Here is a 22,135-nt window from a genome sequence, read left to right as displayed (position 1 = left end):
GATGCCGGCAAGGTGAGCAATACGGCCACGGTTACCGGAACGGCGCCTGATGCCAGTACGGTGAGCGATGTTTCGGGTACGGCGCAGAACAACGACACCCCGACCAATACTTCTTTGAACAGGAACCCGGCCATCGCGCTGGTGAAGACGGCCGCTGTGTCTGGTGACGGTCTGACCATATCATACAGTTTTGCAGTGACCAATACGGGCAATGTGACCTTATCGAATATCGTTCTAAATGACCCCAAACTTGGAGCCACTGGCCGTTTTGTATCAGCCAAACTTCAGCCCGGTGAGAGTACTATGATAAGTATAAATTATACTATTTCGCAGGAAGACCGTGACGCTAAGGGGGTCACCAATACTGCAACGGTAAACGCCGTCTCGCCAAACGGAACATTGGTAAACGATGTCTCAGGTACGGCCCAGGATAATAATATGCCAACCTTTACAAAAATATCCTATGATCCGCGAATAACACTGGTTAAAACTGCAACTGTATCGCCGGATGGAAATACCATTAGTTATAACTTTGTGATTACAAATACCGGTAATGTCACATTGAACAATGTTTCCCTGACAGATGCGAAACTCGGTATCAGTGGGAAGGCAATCGCAGGTACGCTCGGTCCTGGACAAAGCAGCTCAATAGCAGTTCTGTATACCACAACCCCCGCAGATAAAACAGCGAACCGGGTTACCAATACGGCTAAGGTAGACGCTGTGGCGGTTGGAGGACAGGCCGTGAGCGACGTTTCGGGTACGGCACAGGATAATGATCACCCTACGGTAGCAGTACTCTTTAATGGAGAAGTTCTCCATATCCCAAATTTATTTACCCCTAACGGAGATGGGCGTAATGACAGTTTCGAGATCAGAGGCTTGGACCAGTTTTTCGAAAATGAGCTGATTATTGTAAATAGATGGGGAAATGAGGTCTATAAGCAATTTAACTATAGAAATGACTGGTCAGGGGAAAGGCTGAATGAAGGTACCTATTATTATGTGCTTAAGGTGAAAAAAAATGCATCATCAAACTGGCAGAACTATAAAGGGTATATCACCCTATTAAGGACATCAAATTAGAAACGAACCAAACCTAGTGTAATGAAAAAGCAATTTATTCTGATAGCTGCATTCTTCAGTTCCATAAGCCAATTGGTTTTTGGACAGCAGGATGCCCAGTTCAGCCAATATCTGTTTAACGGCATATATATTAACCCGGCTTATGCCGGCTACAAAGAAGTTCTGAATCTGCACAGCTTTTATCGGAGTCAATGGACAGGGATAACCGGTGCACCAAAAACAATCAGCCTTGCTGTAGATGCCATTGCCAACGAGGGCAATGTAGGGCTGGCCTTGCAAGCGGTAAACGACAGGCTTGGTGCACAGCAAAATAACTCAGTTTTCCTCAGCTATGCTTATAGGATCAGGTTGAATGAGGAAGGTAGTTCCAGGCTTGCGTTTGGTTTAAGCGGAGGTGTGTCCCAATATGGAATTGATGCAGATAAACTCTCTACTAATGATCCCGAACTTAACTTTAATGCCTCCAGAAACCTGATTGTACCCAATGCCAGCTTTGGTGTTTACTTTGCCAATGACCAATATTTTGCCGGGTTATCAGCAGATAACCTGATTGCATCGCAGTACAACGATGATAAATTCAGGAACCTGGCTAAGCCCCGGATCCATGCTTATTTGACTGCGGGAATGCTTGTTACGGTGGCTACGGGCATTAGGCTTAAACCCTCGTTTCTTTTTAAGGAGGATTTCGCAGGCCCTACCAATCTCGACCTGAATGCGTTCATTCTTTTTGGGGAAAGTATTTGGCTGGGCGGTTCCTACCGAACGGGGATTAAGTTATGGGATAAAGCGCATTTACAGCGAAATTTGAGCCGTAACGACTCATTTGTTGCCGCGATAGAAATTTTCCCCCAAAGCAATATTCGTATAGGATATGCCTATGACTACTCTGTGGGGCCTTTACAAGGCTATAGTGGCGGAAGCCACGAGATTTCATTGGCTTATTACTTCCGCAAAACACGCCTGAGGATGGCAACACAAAGGGTATTTTAGAATAACTAGATTAAATGAAATGAGAAACTATATCATAATTGTGGCTTTGTGTTTAATGGCCTATATAGCTAAAGGTCAGGCAGTACTAAAGCAAGCTGATAGACAATTTGAGCTTTATAATTTTACAAATGCGATTGATTTATACCTGGAGGCCTACAAGCGGAAACCGGCAACTTACACGGCTGATCGGCTGGCCGAAAGTTACCGGAAGTCTTTCAATTACGCAGCGGCTGAAAAATGGTATAGCAAGGCCGATAGCATGTCCGGTGCTGCATCCAGAATCACCCTTGCCCATGGCTTAATGCTTCAGGCGAATGGGAAATACAGTCTTGCCAAATCTGCTTTTCAAAGGTACCAGGCCACTCGGGACACCACAATGAATGAGCTGCTGGTTCAGCGGCTTATTGCATCCTGTGATTCGGCTGAAGCATGGACAGCTAATCCTGTTAATGTCAAAATTGAGAACCAAAAACACTTAAATTCACGGGAAGCCGATTGGGGGGCAGTTCCCTATAAAGGCGGGGTAATATTTACTTCGGACCGTAATTTACCGGAAGTTCAGGGCTCCTCAGTTCACAAGCATAAACCTTTTCTGCGTTTTGATGGTAAATTAATTAAACCCAGCGATAAGATTTACCTGTGGACGGGCAATAACTATAACCACCTTTATTTTAGTACAGGTAGTAGTGTGGGTATTTTTCCTATTGATGCCGGGACCGATTACCATGTAGGCACTGCAACATTCAACCGTACAGGTAATGAAATGTTCTTCACCCTTACCCGCATTCCTGAAAGTATCAAACCCTATGAAAAAATCAGTACCATCAATATAGAAATCTACAGTAGCCGTAGAGATAGCCTGGGCAACTGGGGCAAACCTCTTCCCTTGCCGGTTAACAAAGCAGGGGATTACTCTGTAAGTGATCCCTTTTTAAAAGGAGATACCCTTTATTTTACATCCAATATGCCAGGGGGAAAAGGTGGTACAGATTTGTATTTTATGGTTCGCAGTAGAGATAATACCTGGGGTAGCGCGCAGAATATGGCTAGTCTGAATACAGCGGGGAATGAACGGACGCCAGTCATGGCATCGAACGGCGATTTCTATTTTGCCAGCGATGGTTATATTGGAATGGGCGGCCTTGATATTTTTAAAGTTTCAAATTTAAAGAACCGGCAGAAAGTAATAAACCTTAAATATCCCGTTAATACATCAAGGGATGATTTTGCCATTTCTTTATCAAATATACCAGATACCTATTTCTTCTCATCCAACCGGGAAGGTGGAAATGGAGCAGACGATATTTATAGCTTGTTTATTCCTCCTGCGCAAGATGAAAATGTGATTTTAGCGGGTATTGTCTATGATCAGCAGACCAAAATTCCAATCCCGGGGGCAAAACTCATAATTGAATCTCCTAACGGGGAGAGAAAGCAGTTAATAACGGATGTCAGAGGATTCTATCAGGTCGAGGTTGCAAAAAATAACAATTATAAACTAACCGCTTCCAAACAGGACTATATATCAGCAAATGAACAGGTAAAAACCGACACGGCAACAAGATACATAAAAGACCTCTACCTGGATTTCTTTACTGACCAGGCAATTGTGCTGCCCAATATTTATTATGATTTCGATAAATACAATATCAGGCCGGATGCGGCGGTGCAGCTCGATAAGGTGCTAGCCTTACTAAACAAATATCCGACCCTCAAACTAGAACTGGGATCTCATACCGATAGCAGGGGACCGGATGCTTATAATCAATGGCTTTCGCAGAAAAGAGCTGAAAGTGCCGTAGCCTACCTTATTGGCAGAGGCATAGCCGAAAGCAGGATAAAAGCGAATGGATATGGGGAAAGTAGGCTGGTAAACCACTGCTCAAATGGCGTCTCCTGTTCAGTTGCAGAACATCAGGCAAATAGAAGAACTGAGATTAAAAAGATAAACTAGATGGAGAAAAGATGAGATCTAAACCTTCGATAGCTGGATCGACACGCTTAAGTATGCCAACACTTAAAAGCTAGAATGCTCAGCGAAAAGGCACAGAGGCTCCGGCTGGACAATATGGCCCGACATTATGATGAACAGCCCCGCACCATTATCGGTCTGGCCACTGGCGTAGGGGCAATTTAAAATTGGCGAAAGGGGGGCAAATTTATTGGTATTGCTATAACAAGAATCATAGCATTTTAAATTCAATTCGCTAAACAAAATAGTTTCAAAAGGAGGACAATAAGTATAGCTGATGAGCCGAATGACCTCCTGCGGAAAAGCGACAAAAAACGGTTTTAATGTGACTGCCAAGGGCAGAAGTGGCTTGAAGTCATTCCTTTTTATCAGTTTAACAATAGGTAGTTCAAGCAGTAATTTTATATTGTTTGATAAACGCTCTTGGAGACAGGCCCTTTACTTCTTTAAAGTGCTTGTTAAAATTGGAGAGGTTATTATAACCGCTTTTATAGCAGGTTTCGGTTACATTATGGTTGCCTTCCATCAATAATTTTGCCGCATGACCGACCCTGATTTCTTTTATAAATTCACTCAAAGTCCTGTTGGTTTTGAGCTTAAAAAACCTGCAGAAAGCGGATGGAGACATCGGGATAAGCGACGCGACATCCTGTAAAGAAATATCCTCTTTGAAATGATTAAAAATATAATTAAATACCTGGTTGATCTTGTTCGCCTCAGTTGAGGTTTCAATGATATTAAATGAAGGGGAGGACAGTGTTTTGCAGGAGGTGGAGAGGGACAATACATCCAAAAGTTGCAGCATCAGCAATGCACGTGACAAGCCTGACTCAGAGAGCATTTGGTTTAAAATCGTCCTGGCTCTTAGAATCGTAGTACCTGAAAAAGAAATGCCTTTCGCTGCATTTTCAAAAAGTTGGTTGAGGTAAATCGCTTCAGGCTTCTGTAGTAAATCTTGTCCCAAAAAGTCCGGGAAGAAATGTACAATGGTTACGTGTGGCTGCACCGTATTGTCAATAGCGCTATAGTATTGCCAGCAATGCGGCAGGTAACTCCCAAGTAAAACAAGCTCCGGTCCCTGAAAATCTTCAATATGATCCCCGATAAAACGTTTTCCAAAGCAATTTTCGATCAGCGCAATTTCAAAATTTATATGTGATCTTGCGGAGGTGTATTTTTTTATCTCCAAGAAATCAGAACGTACTGTAAATGACTGATCAGGTGGAAAAGTAAAGTTTTCGTAGATGCACTCCATTCAGGTGGTTTATTTGCTGGTTCGTTTAAAACTAAGGAAAAATATCTTATATATCCAATTTATTCAAGACAGTATCGTTTGGCGGTTAGGCTGCAAGCACTAGTCTTTTTCTAACCAAAAGAAGCTCGCCCAGCGATACATTTGAGATTTAATAATCTTTAATTTATTTATTCAGTGGGCTCTTCTAATTTTGATCTAATTCAAAAGTTTCTTCTATAAGGTCCTGGATAGCTCTTTTAATTCGTTCCATACCATCTTTGGTATTTAAGTCAATTTCGCAAAATAAACCTTTTGTCTTTTTGGCATAGAGGACTAAAAAATAGATTCCGGAAATAATCAAGGCCAAACGGGCACGTACATCGACATTCGAATGCTCAAAATGGCGATCCAAAAGTCGCAGGAAAATACTGCCAATCCTTTCCCTTTCCTCACTAATCCCTGATAATATGGGATTTCCTTCGCTGATATGCCAAATTAATATCTGTTGCATATCCTCATCTATCGAAAAGTGTTCCAGTTGTTCCACCAGTAGCTTCTGCACCAATTCTTTGCCGTTTTTTCCTTCGTGCTCCTTTACTAGCTTTTTTGCTTGATCAGCAAAGCCCATGTAATAATCCCTTTGACGGATATAGGTCTCAACTAAATTCTCGATAGAGCCAAAATAAGTGTATAAAATTTTTCTGTCAACTCCTGCAAGATCGACGATTTTTTTTAGTTTTAGGCCAGTATATCCTTCTTTTCTAATGATTTGCCCTACGGCATCGAGCAATTTGTTTTTTGTTCGTTCCTTATTACGGATAGCTCCATCATAGCTTTTTCTAGGCATAGTTTTCAGTGTCGGCTTTAATCTGGTATGGTTAGATTACTAAATCAAATATGATGAAAAACCTACCATAGCTATTTACTCACCTTAAATAATGACATTATAATGTTGTTGGCATTGTTGAACAGAAATCTCCTTTTGGAACTGAATATAAATTTCGCTCCTGGAAGGGATAAGGTCAAAATATCTTCGATGATATCATGACTGCTGAAGGGTTGCTTGTCCGTTTATATTTTGAGATTTGATTAATTCATCATAAAAAAAGAGCAGCAAAGTACGATAGTCTATGTTTTTTGCAGTTTTCTTGATGCTTTTTTATTATTAATTGACAGTGAATCAGCCGGTTTTGGGCGCTCTGTTTCTGTGAAAAATAAAAGTCACAAAAAGGTGAAAAAAATGTATTTTATTTAATAATTTAAGTGATATATCTGCCAGGCTATTGTGAACGTAAGTGTATCCCGTCAGTAAGAAAGAAGCGAAAGAAAAGAGGAATAAAAAATCACTTTTTTGTGGAACTTATTTATCTACGGCAATTGTAGGGCAGTGAAAATTTTGGTCGATTGCAGTAAAATAAATCAGGTCAAAAAGCAGAATTATTTAGTCTGGAACCGCCATTTATAGAATACCAAATATAAAAAAATATGACCGACAAAGTTTTAGGAGTTATCCTGGGCGGTGGCCAGGGCTCCAGATTATCGCCGCTAACACAAACCCGTTCTAAACCTGCAGTGCCAATTGCAGGAAAGTACCGTTTAGTTGACATTCCAATATCCAATTGCATCAACTCTGGTGTCCATCGGATGTTTGTACTGACGCAGTTCAATTCGGCCTCTTTAAATAAACACATCAAAAATACTTATCACTTTAGTCACTTTAGCAAAGCTTTTGTCGACATATTGGCCGCTGAACAGACCGTGCATAATTCGGATTGGTTTCAGGGTGGGCATTTCGGCAAAAATGGCCAGCCGTTCCGCATTTAAACTGTCACCCCATTTCGCATTAAAGTGACCACCTGTTTCGGGGCAAACTGGCCGTTCTGATCTTTCGATCAGCTTTTTTCGCAACTGGCTTTCGGGAATAATTTTTCAATTTCTGCATAAAATAAAGGCTCCTGGAAGCATATCTACTATTCGGGATGGACTATGGTCACTTCGCTGTTTTGAAGGGGGGATGGCGTTTTTTTACGCGTTCCAGTACCTGCGAATGGATTTTTATCGCTAGAAAGGTCTGAATTGAGGATAAATCCGGCAGTAAGATGGATTAAACCGAAAAGTCCTGAGGAAAATGGATTTGGATCCGAAGTGTATATTTGTTCAGAGGGAAAGGAACTTAGATGTGCATCATCCGGTAATCAATTTGGTGGCCAGTTTGGCCCGAAACAGAGGGGTCACTTTCACCGAAATACACAGTAATCGGGGAATTGTAAATTTTTAACCGCCTGGATGAGGTATTCTCTCGGTGCGAAATAAGATGGCAATATGATTAGAGCCATGGTGAGGCCGGTGATGATCCAATAAGTGCGTTTTGCCTTTTTATCAGGATTCTGGGCGAAGTCAATCTGTTTTGTCATTTTTAAAAGATTAATTAGTGAAAATTTCTGTTTGATATTTTTTAATGATACAAAACTACGTACATTTGCTTACATTTTGTAAGCAGTTACCTAAATGTAAGCAGTTGCCTTAAAGTAAGCGACATGGCAGAAAAGTTTCCAGAGAGTACTAAAAATGAATGTTTGGCAAGAATGCTGACCGTACGTGATGCCCTTGATGTGATAAGCGGCAAATGGAAGATCCTCATTATCATATCTATTATGAGTGGAAATAAACGTTTCAGGGAAATAGAAAGGAGTATCCCAAAAATTTCCTCTAAAGTGCTTGCCAAAGAACTGAAAGACCTAGAAGAACACCAGCTTATTAAACGTAGGGTCTATGACGAATCGCCTGTCTTAGTAGAATACACTGCAACGGATTATGTTTTTACTTTAGAAAAAGTCATTGAGGAATTACATAACTGGGGAGCCAATCACAGAAAAAAGATATTGGAGAAATGAAATTATTGAGCTAGAAATCGGAAGTAATTCCCTTTCTATCCGTGATTGTTCCCTTAAAGCGATTTTTTCTTTTTTAGGTGATTTTTAAATCGTTGGTTAATGACGGTAGAGGCCGATTTAGATTCGGCTCTGTATAGCTACCATGGCGGTGTAAACGTTAATCGACTGTTTTATAGGGTTATGTCAGCTTTTACATGATAAGAACTCTTGGTTAATCGTTTCGGATTTTGATAAGAATAGGTTGTAAGAGGATTGTAAAAGTTTCATCAATATTTGCTTTCTATAATCTTCCTGCTTATTCGAGACATTCAGAAAGCAGGAATGGTAGGCATGTTTTAGACTTTTTTTATCTGCCATATCAACCTTTAAGAGTATGATAATTATACTAACTTTATTAGAGGCCGTAAGAATAGTTTCTACTTTTGATAAAAATTCAAGTTTCGACAGCGTGCTATTGCTTATATATTTAACACCATTTAATATAAGGTAGTGCAAAAGATAAATTTGGAAGCAAAAAAAAGAAGAAGGTTAGTTATATTTCATCAGCACAGCCCCAGATTTAGCTATGCCACAAAATTTACCATTAAAAAATATAGAAGCTACAAGACGCGTATTGCCAATGATATTGGCTACAGCTATTTTTATGCAGATGCTCGATTCGACCATCCTGAATACATCTCTGCCTGCCATTGCAAAGGACCTCCATCAATCTCCATTGAATATGCAAAATGCCATTATTGGTTATGTATTAACACTTGCTGTTTTTATGCCAGTGAGTGGTTTCCTATCCGATAAATTTGGCACAAAGAAAGTGTTTATTCTAGCCTTAGTACTTTTCAGTGTGGGATCACTTTTTTGTTCGCTCTCTGGAAACCTAACTCAACTGGTAATTTCAAGAATAATACAAGGCGTGGGTGGAAGTCTGATGACACCAGTTGGAAAATTGGCGTTGGTTAAGAGCTTTCCAAAGAAAGACTTATTGAAAGCAATGAATTTTGCGATTATACCTGCACTTATCGGACCTGTTTTAGGTCCGCTTGTTGGAGGGTATATGGTAGATTACCTATCCTGGCACTGGATATTTTTGATTAATATACCGATGGGAGTTTTGGGTATTGTGCTCAGCCTGGGATACATGCCTGATTACAGATCTGCTGTGATTGATTTTGATTTAAGGGGCTTTTTAATTTTTGCCGCCGCATCATTATTACTTTCTATTTCTCTTGAACTCCTTGGAGATGTTGTTTATACTACGCCTGCCTTGGCTATTTTATCACTTGGTGTGCTAATGCTTTATTTTTATTATCGGCATGCTGCGGCAGACAATAATCCTATTTTCCCATTAAACTTATTTAAGGTAAGAACATTTAGGGTAGGCATACTTGGTAATCTTGCTACTCGATTGGGCATCAGTGCAATACCTTTATTGTTGCCCATGATGATTCAGATAGCCTATGGTCGATCTGCAGTAGTCTCGGGCTGGATTATAGCACCCATGGCACTAACTGCTATTATTGCAAAATCGCAGGTAATAAAAATTTTAAATAGGTTTGGTTATAGAACAACATTGATGGCCAATACTTTTATAATAGGGAGCCTGATCTGCGCGATGGCTATACCTGCCATCAGTTCTTCTATCTATTATTACGTGCCGATTATTGTGATCATGGGTTTTTTTAACTCCATTCAATTTACGGCCATGAACACCATTTCAATTGCTGATCTGCGTGAGTATCATACCAGTAGTGGCAATTCTTTAATCTCCGTCAATCAGCAACTTGCAATTGGATTTGGCGTTGCTTTCGGATTGATTATCCTGAAGTTATTTCGTGGGGACGTAAAGCTCATACATGATGATATCCATAATGCATTTAGGTACACCTTTCTTGTAGTGGGTATTTTGACCATATTATCTGGTCTTGTATTTAGAAGGTTACATTTTAAGGATGGTGAGAATTTAAAATAATTGCAGTAAGATCATTTAGCCCGATTTTCTCTTTTAAGGTTAACTTTATAATATAGGTTAATTGGTGTTATTTAAGGAATTCTAAAAATTCAGAAAGAAACATTTCAGGGTTTTCTTCCACTACCCAATGTGCCGTATTGGGAATGCGGACAGCGGTAACATTTGTTGCTACCTCGTTCATCATTCCCTCCATTAGTGCGCCACTTGTACTTATTGCACCGCCAACTGCCAATACAGGTATCGAAAGTTTTCCATTTTTAGCCAAACATGTGCGGTTGTCTATAACATCCTGATCAAAGGCTCTGTATACTTCCAATCCTGCTCTGATGGCCCCTGGTGCGGCGTAGGCAGCGGTAAATATATTGATGTCGTTATCATTAATAGCGCCGGTATTATATATCCTGTAATTGAAAAAAGATTGTAGGTATTGCTTTTCACGCCCTGAGATTAGCATTTCCGGCAAATCGCGTACATTGTGAAACGCGAAGTGCCATACCCTGTGATCTGTTCGTATCGCATCAAAAGCCTTTGTGCCTGGCAAGGGCGCATCTATAACTACGAGGTGCGATGTATGTTCCCTGTATTCCTGTGCATAAGCGTAAGCAATCATCAATCCAATGTCGTGCCCCACCAGGATAGCTGGGCCTTCTATTTTAAGATGTTCTTTTAAAAGATAATGAATATCGCTGGCCATTGTCCGTTTATCATAACCAGAAGCAGGCCGCCATGAATCGCCTGCACCGCGATAGTCAACTGCTATTACCCTAAAGCCGGCTGCTGCCAATTTGGGGATAATGAAACGCCATTCCCACCAGGTTTGCGGAAAACCGTGGATGAGAACAATTACATTTTCGCCGTTTCCTGCTTCAACATAATGGATACGCAACGTATTATCAATCACTGCTATTCCGTGCCTTACTTCTAAATTATTCGAATCTTTTTCTGTCATTGCCGATTTATTTATTACAAAGGTCGCAGATCAATTGTCTAAATTTGCTTTACTTTCTAAGGAATAACTTCACTAAACTTTTGAATCGAAGGTTTTAAATTTTTAAATATGCAGGCAGACGAATTACACCATGCAATACTAAATGAATTGCAACTTGATGCAAGAATGAGCAATGCAGAAATTGGTAGGAGGGTTGGTCTTTCGGCTCCGGCAGTGGCAGAAAGAATAAAGCGGATGCAGGAAGAAGGAATAATAAAAGGATTTTTTACAAGCATTGATTTTTCAAAACTGAACTATTTCCAAAAAGTGCTGATTGCAGTAAAATTACCGCCTGTTCAGGTGAACGTTTTTTTAAAGGAAGCTGAAAAAATTGAAGGAATAACCAACATCGTTCATACCACTGGAGAATATTGTTTTTTTGTTAGTATGACCCTCAAATCTACAGAAGCGCTGAATACTGTGTTAGACTGGTTTGGGAAACTTGGGGCAACCACTACGTTTTCTGTTTTATCAACCCCGATTGAGTATAAATCAATTAATTTACCAACCAAAAAATAGGTTTGTAACATCATATTTCAATTTTTAGGAGTAGTCGACGCCTGATTATGGAGTAAAGACGCTTACCTTTCCAAACCTTTTTAGTCCTCAATAGCTACAGCTAAATATCCTGAACCCGTTGGAGGAGAGAGGAGATCTTGTGTTACAAAGCACCGCTGCTAGAAAGCTTAATATATAGTTAACATGGATGCCATATTTTTGCATAAATATTTTTGGTCAATCTAATTCTTCATGGTGAAGCATCAATTTCAAAACGATCCGTTACATAATAAGGATGTTTTCGATCAGATCTACAAGGAGTACCATAAGGCTGTATATGCCAATATTTTTAAGCTGATCAAGGATACGTCTATCGCCGAGGATATTCTTCAGGATGTATTTTTTTCACTGTGGGAAAATAAGACCAGGCTAGATCCTGAACAACCGGTATCGGCATGGTTGTTTGTAGTAAGTTACAACAGATCAATATCTTACCTTAGGAAGAAAATAAAACAAAATATCTGTTATGTAGATAGTTATGATCCTTTTCATACTGTTGCCGAAGAAATATTCCCCGATCAATACCTGATCGAGGCAGAGCTCAATATGCTTGAAGAAGCTATAAATGCACTTTCGCCCCAAAAACAAAAAGTATTCAGGCTCTGCAGATTTGAAGGGAAATCGCAAAAAGAAACTGCCCAGCTCCTTGGATTATCTACCGAATCGGTAAAAGACTACCTCAAACAATCCAAATACTTCATCAAGGATTATATTCTATCCAGAAATCCAACTGCTGGAATAATCAGTGTATCTGTCTTGATGATGTTGGTCAACCTATAGTTTTCTTAACGATAACTTAATGTTTTAATAACGTTATTGGTCACCCCCAATTTCCCCCCTTCAGCGTATTTACTAGCAGATGAACGAAATAAAGCAACTCATAGATAAACTATGGTCTAACGAGATCAGTTTAGAAGAGCAGCATAAACTCCTGGAATCTTTAAGAAAAGATTCAGCTGGGTTAAAATCTGACTTAAAAACTGACTATGACCAAGAGGTATCAGCGTGTGAGAAAGAAATTACGGAAAAGCGGTTCGAGCATATTTTAGCCCGGCTCCATGCCCGCATGGATGATCATGAGGTAAAGCCCGGTACAAAAATATTTTCGCTCTACCATTGGATAAAAATGGTTGCTGCTTTATTGATTGTTGCTTTAATTAGTGTGTTATATTTTAACCGTAATGATGCCCCACAGCAAAAAGAATTGGCCGATAACCATGTGCAGATAAAAAAAGAAATACTCAGGCAGCCATACAATTCTGGCAAAAGTGCCATAATTATAAATCTTTCTGATGGTTCGCAGGTTACCCTTCAGCCCCAAAGCTCATTGAGTTATTATGAACCCTTCGATAGCAAAAGTAGAAATATCAGTATGAAAGGTGAAGCTACTTTCAAAGTTGCTAAAGATAAGCACCACCCTTTCATTGTAAGTGCCAATGGTTTTACCACAACTGCACTAGGTACCGAATTTACCATTAACACCAATAAAAAGGATCGGCTTACGGTAAAGCTGATAGAAGGAAAGGTAGTGGTTAAAGCTGGGGCTGAAAGCAGGATGAAAATGAGCGATGTCTATTTAATTCCTGGAGAGCAGTTATCGATTAATACCAAACTGAAGGTGCATAGCCTAATTAATTTTAAAGATTTGAATAATGCAGTTAAGCCGAAACCTGCATTAAGCATAGCCACTGAGGATGCGCTTCTTTTTAATGAAACGCCTTTGAATGAGGTTTTTAGCAGCTTATCTAAACGCTATGAGATTGATTTTGTTTATGAGAGCGTTGAACAAGCCGAGCTACAGAAATTATACTTTACCGGTAGCGTTGGGGCTGCCGAAAAATTGAACACTATACTGCCTGTTATCTGTAACATGAACGGGTTAACTTTTAAACTTACCGCTAAAAGCATTACCATTAGCAAACAAAAATAATTTTAAACCTTGGTTTTAACCAAAATGAATGTCCCCGAAATGGGATAAAGGGACGCTATTGCTTAATTTTTAATCATATCATGCAAACAAACAAACTTAAAAAGACAATCAGAAAATTCAAATGTTTTGCGGCATTTGTGCTACTGACCATGATTACTCACGCTGTTTATGCGCAGCAGAATACTTCCGTAAAAGGAACCGTAGTTGATGAAAAAGGTGCTACGCTTCCCGGAGTATCTGTAATGATGGTAGATCAGACAACTAAAAAACAGGAAAGTACCGTTACCGACATAAAAGGAATATTTGTTTTTAACAATGTTAAAATTGGAAACAGGTACGATTTTTCTTTTAATTATGTCGGTTACGAAAAGAAGACCTCAGCAGCTTTTCTAATCAATCCGGGTACCAATAACTCTATCCTTATCCGTATGGAAACCAGTTCTTCAGGCCTGAACGATGTGGTGGTGGTAGGTTATGGCAGCCAGCGGAAAACCAAGATTACCGGCGCTATTTCGCAGGTAAAATCAGAAGAACTGAACAAATATGCTGGCAGCAACTTTGCCCAACAACTTGCCGGTAAAGCAGCTGGTGTTGTAATTAATGATGCTTCGGCACAGCCAGGCACCGATCCACAGATCGTAATACGCGGTATCGGTACGCTTACCGCGGGGGTGAGTCCTTTGGTGGTTGTAGATGGTTTTCCGCTTTCTGAAGGAAGCTCGCTCAATACAGTGAATCCCCAGGATATAGAAACCATTGATATCCTAAAAGATCCGGCATCAGCAGCTATTTATGGTTCTAGGGCCGCCAATGGGGTCATTTTGATTACCACTAAAAATGGCCGTTCAGATAAAAATATGGTTTCTTTCGACTTCTATACTGGTGCGCAGGTACGTGCAGATAAAGTTGATCTTGTAGATGGTTATCAGTTTGCTCAGCTGAATACCGAAGCACGTGACTGGGGATACGTATCCAGAAACCCAACAAACAGAAGTATTACCGATGATTATGCCACAAGGGTTGCTAAAGGGGCAAATAAAAGAGATTTAAGGTTAAACTATATTCAACCCTATTTAAATAACCAGCCAGGTTTAACCAATACCGACTGGTTGGATGAAATTTTCCGCACGGCCCCCATCAGCAGTTACAATGTTGCCGTTTCAGGAGGAAACGATAAATCTAAATACTATTTCTCAGGCAATTATTTTGATCAGGACGGGATTGTGGTAGAAACCGGACTGAAGCGTTACAGCATGTCGTTTAAGTTCGATTCCAGACTCTCTAAATCATTTGATGTGGGTCTGAGCATTAATCCAAGCTATAACCGTCAGAATTTTTTCCAGAATGATGCCAGCAGGAGCAGCGATGCCATTGGTGCTGCACTGATTATGTATCCTTTTTTTCCTGCTAGAAACAATGATGGTTCTTTAGCTATAAGCCAGCAGATTACAGCGAATACACCGGAAGACGGCGCCCTTGGTGAAAATCCTGTCGCCATAATGGAAAAAACGAAATACAATAGAAACCTCTTCCGTACCTTTGGTAACGCCTACCTTAATTTTAAACCAATTGCAGGGCTTACCTTTAAATCGCTTTTAGGTGGAGATTACAGCAATAATTTTATCGATTTCTTTACCCCGTCTGACGTGGGTGAATACCGTACTGCAGCTCCAAAACCTGCCCGGGCGAGTGAAACAAAGGGCACAGTGATCAACTACCTCTGGGAGAATACCCTCACTTTTGAGAAGGCCTTTGGAAAACACGATATCAATGTTATGGCCGGAACCACTTTCCAGAAAGAGTCTGGTAACAGTACAGTGGTTTCGGGTACTGGAATTCCTGATAATAATATAGATAATATTGCTGGAGCATCTTCATTTTCTGTGGTTCCGCAAAGGTACATCTGGACACAGCTTTCTTACCTGGCCAGATTACAGTATGCTTATGCAAACAAATACCTGTTTTCTGCTGCCATTAGAAGAGATGGTTCTTCAAGGTTTGGCCATGATGCCAAATGGGGTAATTTTCCATCGGTAACCGGCGGATGGATAGCGAGTAGGGAAGATTTTTTTCCAAAGGCGAACTGGATTGATTTATTAAAGTTTAGGGTTACTTACGGAAAGGCAGGAAATAATCAGATTGGGAACTACAGCTCTTATGCCCTTGCAAATCCAATAAATTATGTAAGTGGATCTACACTTCTGCCTGGCTTTGCTGCCGTTAACCCGGCAAACAGTACACTTTCCTGGGAAACCAAAACATCTTATAATTTTGGAATGGACTTAGGGCTTTTTAAGGTCTTGAATCTTTCTGCCAATTATTATTCGATGGTAACTTCAGATCTTTTATTGCAGGTTCCTGTACCCTCGCAATCAGGTTATGATAGTGCACTGCAAAATGTGGGCAGGGCCAGTAACAAAGGCCTGGAGCTCGAGCTCTCTGGTACAAATATTAAACTCGGTTCTTTAAGCTGGAATTTCGGTGCAAACATTGCCACCAATAGAAATAAGGTATTGGAGCTTGGGCCAGGGCAGAACCAGATTGTTACAGGTACCAATAGCGCATTCAGAACTAAAGTTGGTGGCCCCATTGCCGAGCTTTATGGTTATAATGTAACCGGCGTGTATAAAAAACAAAGTGAAATAGACAATAGCCCCCATGTTGCCGGAACCCTGCTTGGCGATTATATTGTGCAGGACGTAAATGGTGATGGAAAAATAACGCCCGACGACCGGATGGGCTTTGGTACTTACGCCCCAAAAATCACCTATGGTTTTAACAGTAGTTTGGCTTATAAAAGCTTTGAACTGAGTTTCTCCATCAACGGAATATGGGGAAGGAAAATTTATGATAATGGATTAGTTAATATGGAATCCGGAGAAGGTTTTTCGATGGCCGATACTTATTATTACGAGAATAGGTACCATCCTGTTAACAACCCAAATGGTTTTCTGGCACAACCTAACACCAACTACTCGGCCAACAGGTTGAATACCAATGCCTCGAGTGTTTTCTTCCAAAAGGCCGATTATATCCGTCTGCGTAATGTTCAGCTTACTTATAACCTGTCTTCAAAATTACTGTCTAAACTAAAAGTATCCAGGGCAAGTGTGTACGTAACTGGGAATAACCTGTTCACTGTGACCAATTTCCGCGGCTTCAATCCTGATGCTACCAGCGATAATGTACTTACCTCAGGCTATTCTTATTCCAACTATCCGGTGGCCAGATCTTTTGTAGCAGGTTTCAACTTAACCTTTTAATGTCACGTAAAATATTAATTAAATGAAACCATTATTAAGCTTGCGCTTAAAAACCATAATATACTGATGAAAAAAATAATCAATAAAACACTTATTACAGGAGGACTTTTCTGTCTTTTAGGGATAATTTCCTGTACAAAAGAACTCGATCAACAGCCCATTACAGCTAAATCGCTGGCTAATTTTCTCACTACAGAAACCGAAGTTGAAGAGTATGTAAATGCGGTTTACGGCACCTTACAATTAAATGGCTTATATGGCCTTTACCTACCTGCCATAGGTGAAATTCCTTCAGATAATACATTCGATGAGGTACCTGCAAACGATGGTGGGATGTACGGCCAACTCGATCAGTTTACCACCGTTGCCTCCAATGGTATGCTTTCAGATTTATGGAAGAATTCCTATCAGGGCATTCAGCGTGCCAATACCGTGCTGAACAGGATAGATGGTATTTCTTATGCCAGTGCAGCCATAAAGCAGGCCAGAAAAGGTGAAATGCATTTTGTTCGTGCCCTGCTTTACTTTAATATGGTCCGTGTGTTTGGCGATGTGCCCTTAGTGACCAACGAAACCACTAATCCTAACGCGTTTTTCGGGCAGGGGCGTACAAGTAAAAACCTGGTGTATGCGCAGATCATTTCAGATCTGACCAATGCCATACAAGAATTGCCTGCAAGTACTACTACGCCTGGAAAGGCTGTTAAAACAGCTGCTCAATCTTTAATGGGAAAAGTATACTTAACCCTGGGCAAATTTGCAGAAAGTAAAGCCGTACTTACTGATGTTGTTGCCTCCGCGAAACATACGTTATTGGCCGAACCTGCAGATATTTTTGCACTGAACAACAAAAACAACAATGAAATTATTTTTGCAGTGCAGTTTGCATCTGGTATAAATGGAAATAGCGAAGGCAGTTCAGCTTATCAGCAGTTCAGCCCATCGGGTACCATCAGTGGCGCAAAAGGCCATAACCTGCCAACCAAAAGTTTCTATCAATTGTACAGTGCTTCAGATAAACGCAAAACGGCTTATGTGGGTATAACCAGTGCCGGAACCCCTTTCTCTACCAAACTAAAAGCTGCTGCAACAACACCGGCAGATGGAGGCAGTAATTTTGTGGTATTGCGTTATGCGGATGTATTGTTGATGTTAGCTGAAGATGAAAATGAACTGGGAAATGCTGAGACGGCAAAAACTTACCTGAATTTGGTACGAAGGAGGGCTGGCCTGGCAGATGCCACACAGCAAGGTCAGGTGGACGTTAGGGATGCCATTACGCTGGAGAGAAGATTGGAGCTGATAGGGGAAGGCCATCGTTGGTTTGATCTGCTTAGAACAGGTACTGCCATTTCAGTAATGAATGCCTGGTTCGCTTCGCAAAACCTTACTACCAGAATAACAGACCGCGATCTGCTGCAACCCATTCCGCAAGACCAGATTGATACAGATCCAGCAATTAAACAAAATCCATAATTACCCATCAATTTTAAATAAAGAAATGAAAAGAGTTATTCTGCAGTTCTCCATAGCATTTATTGCTTTTAACAGCTTTGCGCAATTAGTACCAAAAGCTAACTTAAAAGAAGTATTTAATCCTAAAAGCCAAAAGGTATTGGTTACCGCCCATCGCGGCGATTGGCGTAATACGCCTGAAAATTCAATTCAGGCCCTTAAAAACTGTATTGCTATGGGTGTAGACATTATGGAGCTGGATCTGAAGAAAACAAAAGATGGACATCTGGTGATCATGCACGATCAAACCATTGAAAGGACCACAACAGGAAAAGGTAATGTGTCCGATTATACCCTGGCCGAGATAAAAACCTTTTTCTTACGTTCAGGTTCAGGACACCCGACTAAACACCGTGTACCCACCTTTATAGAGATACTGGCCATTGCTAAAGATAAGATTATTATTGATGTAGATAAGGGATATGATTATTATCCTCAGGTAATTAAGGAACTGCGTGAACAGGGAATGATTGGCCAGGCCATTGTGAATGTAAAGGGAAGTACGCCATTATCCCAGATAGAACAGGAGGTAGGTAGAATTGAGGAAGACATTACCATCATGCCAGTAGTGGATATGAAAAGAGCCGATGCTTCAGCAATTATTACAAGTTATAAACCTCATCAAAAAACCATTATCCAGGCTAACTTTAATACCGATACCTTATCGGTGTTAAAAAATATTGCCAGCCTGAGGACGAATTATGGCTTATGGATCAATAGTTTATGGCCTGAACAGAACGGTGGACACGATGATGACCTGGCGGTTGAAGAAAATAAAAAAGACGAAAGCTGGGGCTGGCTGATTAACCATAAGGCTAACCTGATCCAGACCGACCGGCCAAAAGAACTTATTGAATATTTAAAAGCAAAAAAACTTTATCATTAGTTTATCTGGTTTAATGGTTATTGCATTACCCTATTGTACAACAAGAGGCAGAATTTCTGTCTCTTGTTCATCTTTAGCGTTCGATAAGAAGTGCCGTCATATTGACTGGAATGTAGTGGAATGGAGAGATCCATCTCGCACAAAGAAGCCTAAAACGAGTTTAGGGTTTGAATTGAGAATACCATTTGTTTTTACCTATTGAGTGAAATTTGATTCGGAGAGACGCCGTATTTCTTTTTAAATATATATGAAAAATGGGAAAGGTCTTCAAAACCGACTTCGAGGTAAATCTCAGTCGGTTTTTTCTTTTTCTCGGCCAAATGATAGTAGGCCAATTCCAACCTTTTATCTGTTAGCCATTTTTGAGGAGTAGTATCAAACAGCTTTTTAAAATCCCTGTTGAATGTTGATAAACTTCGGCCAGTTAGGTAACCTAGTTTCTCTAAAGGCATATTGAACATAAAATTGCGCTGCATAAAATCGATCAGGTCGATCTTACCTGGGATATCAAAATTGGCCAGGACACCGTCTGTGTTGGGATCAATCAATCGCAGAATATTAATGGCCTCTTCAATTTTAAGGGTAGCCAGACTTTCTGGAAATTCATCCTCCATATCAAAATAAGGAATTAGTGAATTCAGGCAGCTTTCCAGTAGCGGATGGTTGTTAAAACGATAAATTTTCTGCTGCGGCTGTATATTCTTTTTATACTCGGTTTTTTCATAGAACTTTTTCAGTCGCTCGGTCGACAGATGCATCACCACAGTTTTATGCGGCAGGCCATTTTTAGGATAGTTAATAATCGTGGCCAGTTCGTTTCTTGGGATCAGGAAAATATCGCCCGTTTTAAAAATGAAAGTAGACTCTGCCTGAATGATTTTGGTTTCCCCTGAAATGAACCATACCAGCATATGGTCATCAAACATCAGTTCGGATTTAAACAGCTTATCTTCATAGCTGGAAAGTTTGATTTCCTTGGTGAGGTATTTGGATATATGTTCCATTGTGATAAAGTTATTGGTTTTTGTGCTATTTCCATCATATGCACTGGCCGCCATCGATCAGATACTCCGAACCGGTAATGAAGGAGGCTTCATCATTCGCAAGAAAGGCTATCAGTTTGGCCACTTCTTCTGCCTTCCCAAACCTGGCTAGGGGGATAGTGCCCATCATATGGTCTTCCATAGACTGGGTTAACTCAATCTTATTCATGATCTCGGTTGCTACCGGGTCTGGACTAACCGCATTTACCCTGATCTTACGGCCAGAAAGTTCTAACGCTGCAATTTTCATGACTGCATTTAAAGCTGCTTTACTTGCTGCATAAACAGAGGCTTGGGCAGGGGATATATGCGCAGAGGTGGAGGAAAGCAAGATTACAGATGCATTTTCGTTTAAAATTGGGATAAACTTGCTTAAGGTAAAATACGCGCCCTTGAAATTAACGTTCATTACCTCGTCGAAAATAGCTTCTGGCATGTGCTCAATCAGCGAAAATTTGGTGACACCTGCATTTACCACCAAGATATCGATCTTGCTGAATTTTCCGGCAACTGCCGTGGCCAGCGCTTCGATATCTGTTAAACTTGATTGATCTGCAATAAAGCCGGTTACACCAAGGTCTGATGCCGCCTTTTCTACTGCATCTTTTCTTCTTCCACTAATGATCACCTGTGCACCGTTTTCTTTTAACTGTTTGGCTGCGGCATAACCAATACCACTGTTGCCACCTGTAATTAGGGCAACTTTTCTTGTTAAGTTTTTCATGATTTGGTTAATTTAAATTCAATGCCCGTCATTTTTTCTGTTAATTCCCAGAGCCTTTTGGCGCTACTTTCATTCAACGAATAGTCCATTACACCACTTTGATGCGATTTAGCGCTGGTTTGAATGGAAGCATCGTCTGATAACAATTCAGCGATATCAGCATCTTCACAGTAAACACCGCCAATGTGATTAAGCAATGGGCTCGTAGCTACCCATACCGATGTTGCAGCGCCCTGCTGAATAGTTTTCAGGCTGGCCAATATTTCTGGGCGTATGTTTCCGTTTTCATCAAAAAAGCCCATCTGTTTAAATAATTCCATATCAGCATCTCTGGCCAGTTCTGTTCCGGCAATTGATCCTGGGTGTAGCGAGTAGGCCCTTACCTGATGTGCTTTTGCCCGGTTATCCAATTCCAGGGCGAACAGGTTGCTGGCTGTTTTTGACTGGCCATATCCAAGCAGTGTTTGATATTCCCTATGCTCAAAATTAGGGTCATCGAAATTAAAAGCTGACATATGATGCCCCAGTGAGGAAACATTAACTACGCGAGCGCCCTGAGCATTCTTAAGTGCTGGCCATAGTCTTGCTACCAGTTGAAACTGTCCAAAATAATTTGTCGATAGTTGAGATTCAAATCCGCGGCTATCCCGCTGCAAAGGCACCCACATGATTCCGGCATTGTTGATTAAAATGTGGAGTGGTCTGCCTGTTGCCAAGAATTTTTCAGCAAATGCATTAATGGTTTCAGGCTTTGCAAGATTCATTGCCTCAATTTCTACGTTTGCAATACCTTTAAGGTTTTTCTTTGCTTTATCAATATCTCTGGCTGGTACAATTACTGTTGCTCCTGCCGCCGCCAGTGTTTTTGTAGTTTCCAGACCAATACCGGTGTTGCCTCCGGTTACTATGGCAATTTTTCCTTTAAGATCAATGCCTTTGATGACTTCTGTTGCTGTAGATGTTGCGCTAAAACCCGAACCCAGTGGGTGTTGTAATGCGCCTTGATAATTGTTTGTTTCCATTATTAATTTAATTAAATGTATAGGACAAATTTAGGCGGTTATCCAAAGGCCGATTTTGTTTAGC

General features: G+C 40.6%; 17 protein-coding genes and 1 pseudogene. 12 read left to right on the top strand and 6 right to left on the bottom strand.

The features are described 5' to 3' along the window. The 3 genes from HDC90_RS14110 to HDC90_RS25625 all read left to right on the top strand — a co-directional run. On the top strand, positions 1–1,086 hold a 1,086-nt coding region (locus HDC90_RS14110; protein WP_184467387.1), incomplete at its 5' end, for a gliding motility-associated C-terminal domain-containing protein. A 21-nt stretch (positions 1,087–1,107) separates the two neighbouring features. Next, positions 1,108–2,076 (top strand): type IX secretion system membrane protein PorP/SprF, encoded by a 969-nt coding sequence (locus HDC90_RS14105; protein ID WP_184467385.1) that lies wholly within the window; start codon positions 1,108–1,110, stop codon positions 2,074–2,076. 19 nt (positions 2,077–2,095) lie between these two features. Further along, positions 2,096–4,030 carry an OmpA family protein gene (locus tag HDC90_RS25625; RefSeq protein ID WP_304622236.1) on the top strand — a complete coding sequence of 645 codons (1,935 nt, stop codon included), beginning with the start codon at positions 2,096–2,098 and terminating at the stop codon, positions 4,028–4,030. A 406-nt stretch (positions 4,031–4,436) separates the two neighbouring features. On the opposite strand, the gene HDC90_RS14095 is transcribed toward HDC90_RS25625, so the two are convergent. Both HDC90_RS14095 and HDC90_RS14090 read right to left on the bottom strand, forming a co-directional pair. Further along, a complete protein-coding gene (locus HDC90_RS14095) occupies positions 4,437–5,237 on the bottom strand; it encodes an AraC family transcriptional regulator (protein WP_184467383.1) in 801 nt (266 codons plus the stop codon). Positions 5,238–5,487: 250 nt separating this feature from the next. Continuing rightward, positions 5,488–6,129: a TetR/AcrR family transcriptional regulator gene (locus HDC90_RS14090; protein WP_184467381.1), complete on the bottom strand. Its 642-nt coding sequence runs from the start codon at positions 6,127–6,129 to the stop codon at positions 5,488–5,490. A 638-nt stretch (positions 6,130–6,767) separates the two neighbouring features. Between HDC90_RS14090 and HDC90_RS14085 the strand changes: the two are divergent. From HDC90_RS14085 to HDC90_RS14075, 3 genes and pseudogenes are all read left to right on the top strand, one after another. Beyond that, positions 6,768–7,067: pseudogene (locus HDC90_RS14085) on the top strand (sugar phosphate nucleotidyltransferase); the annotation flags it as partial. A gap of 752 nt (positions 7,068–7,819) precedes the next feature. Continuing rightward, positions 7,820–8,176: a helix-turn-helix domain-containing protein gene (locus tag HDC90_RS14080; protein WP_184467379.1), complete on the top strand. Its 357-nt coding sequence runs from the start codon at positions 7,820–7,822 to the stop codon at positions 8,174–8,176. A gap of 565 nt (positions 8,177–8,741) precedes the next feature. Further along, on the top strand, positions 8,742–10,142 hold the full coding sequence (locus tag HDC90_RS14075) for an MFS transporter (protein ID WP_184467377.1): 1,401 nt from the start codon (positions 8,742–8,744) through the stop codon (positions 10,140–10,142). Positions 10,143–10,209: 67 nt separating this feature from the next. Here the strand turns inward: HDC90_RS14075 and HDC90_RS14070 are convergent, their stop codons facing one another. After that, complete coding sequence (locus HDC90_RS14070) at positions 10,210–11,091, bottom strand: alpha/beta fold hydrolase (RefSeq protein ID WP_184467375.1); 882 nt, start codon at positions 11,089–11,091, stop codon at positions 10,210–10,212. A 108-nt stretch (positions 11,092–11,199) separates the two neighbouring features. Between HDC90_RS14070 and HDC90_RS14065 the strand changes: the two genes are divergently transcribed. The 6 genes from HDC90_RS14065 to HDC90_RS14040 all read left to right on the top strand — a co-directional run bounded on the left by HDC90_RS14065 (position 11,200) and on the right by HDC90_RS14040 (position 19,282). Further along, positions 11,200–11,649: an Lrp/AsnC family transcriptional regulator gene (locus tag HDC90_RS14065; protein WP_184467373.1), complete on the top strand. Its 450-nt coding sequence runs from the start codon at positions 11,200–11,202 to the stop codon at positions 11,647–11,649. 231 nt (positions 11,650–11,880) lie between these two features. Next, complete coding sequence (locus HDC90_RS14060; RefSeq protein ID WP_184467371.1) at positions 11,881–12,468, top strand: sigma-70 family RNA polymerase sigma factor; 588 nt, start codon at positions 11,881–11,883, stop codon at positions 12,466–12,468. Between the two features lie 79 nt (positions 12,469–12,547). Further along, positions 12,548–13,618, top strand: coding sequence for a FecR family protein (locus tag HDC90_RS14055; protein ID WP_184467370.1), 1,071 nt, complete (start codon positions 12,548–12,550; stop codon positions 13,616–13,618). 80 nt (positions 13,619–13,698) lie between these two features. Next, on the top strand, positions 13,699–16,881 hold the full coding sequence (locus HDC90_RS14050; protein WP_184467368.1) for a TonB-dependent receptor: 3,183 nt from the start codon (positions 13,699–13,701) through the stop codon (positions 16,879–16,881). A gap of 66 nt (positions 16,882–16,947) precedes the next feature. Then, a complete protein-coding gene (locus tag HDC90_RS14045) occupies positions 16,948–18,357 on the top strand; it encodes a RagB/SusD family nutrient uptake outer membrane protein (RefSeq protein ID WP_184467366.1) in 1,410 nt (469 codons plus the stop codon). A gap of 25 nt (positions 18,358–18,382) precedes the next feature. Further along, positions 18,383–19,282, top strand: coding sequence for a glycerophosphodiester phosphodiesterase family protein (locus tag HDC90_RS14040; RefSeq protein WP_184467364.1), 900 nt, complete (start codon positions 18,383–18,385; stop codon positions 19,280–19,282). Positions 19,283–19,473: 191 nt separating this feature from the next. Here HDC90_RS14040 and HDC90_RS14035 read toward each other — a convergent pair whose 3' ends face one another. Genes HDC90_RS14035 through HDC90_RS14025 form a run of 3 tightly spaced genes read right to left on the bottom strand, consistent with a single transcriptional unit; the run spans position 19,474 to position 22,071 of the window. Continuing rightward, a complete protein-coding gene (locus tag HDC90_RS14035; RefSeq protein WP_184467362.1) occupies positions 19,474–20,286 on the bottom strand; it encodes an AraC family transcriptional regulator in 813 nt (270 codons plus the stop codon). 34 nt (positions 20,287–20,320) lie between these two features. Continuing rightward, a complete protein-coding gene (locus HDC90_RS14030) occupies positions 20,321–21,049 on the bottom strand; it encodes an SDR family oxidoreductase (RefSeq protein WP_184467360.1) in 729 nt (242 codons plus the stop codon). Beyond that, positions 21,046–22,071 (bottom strand): SDR family NAD(P)-dependent oxidoreductase, encoded by a 1,026-nt coding sequence (locus tag HDC90_RS14025; protein ID WP_184467358.1) that lies wholly within the window; start codon positions 22,069–22,071, stop codon positions 21,046–21,048. The genes HDC90_RS14030 and HDC90_RS14025 overlap by 4 nt, the downstream gene beginning before the upstream one ends. Positions 22,072–22,135: the final 64 nt, after the last annotated feature.

This window comes from Pedobacter sp. AK013, assembly GCF_014205835.1.
Lineage (GTDB): Bacteria > Bacteroidota > Bacteroidia > Sphingobacteriales > Sphingobacteriaceae > Pedobacter.
The sequence above is the reverse complement of the archived record's forward strand: the minus strand, read 5'-3'. Positions and strand labels throughout refer to the sequence as shown.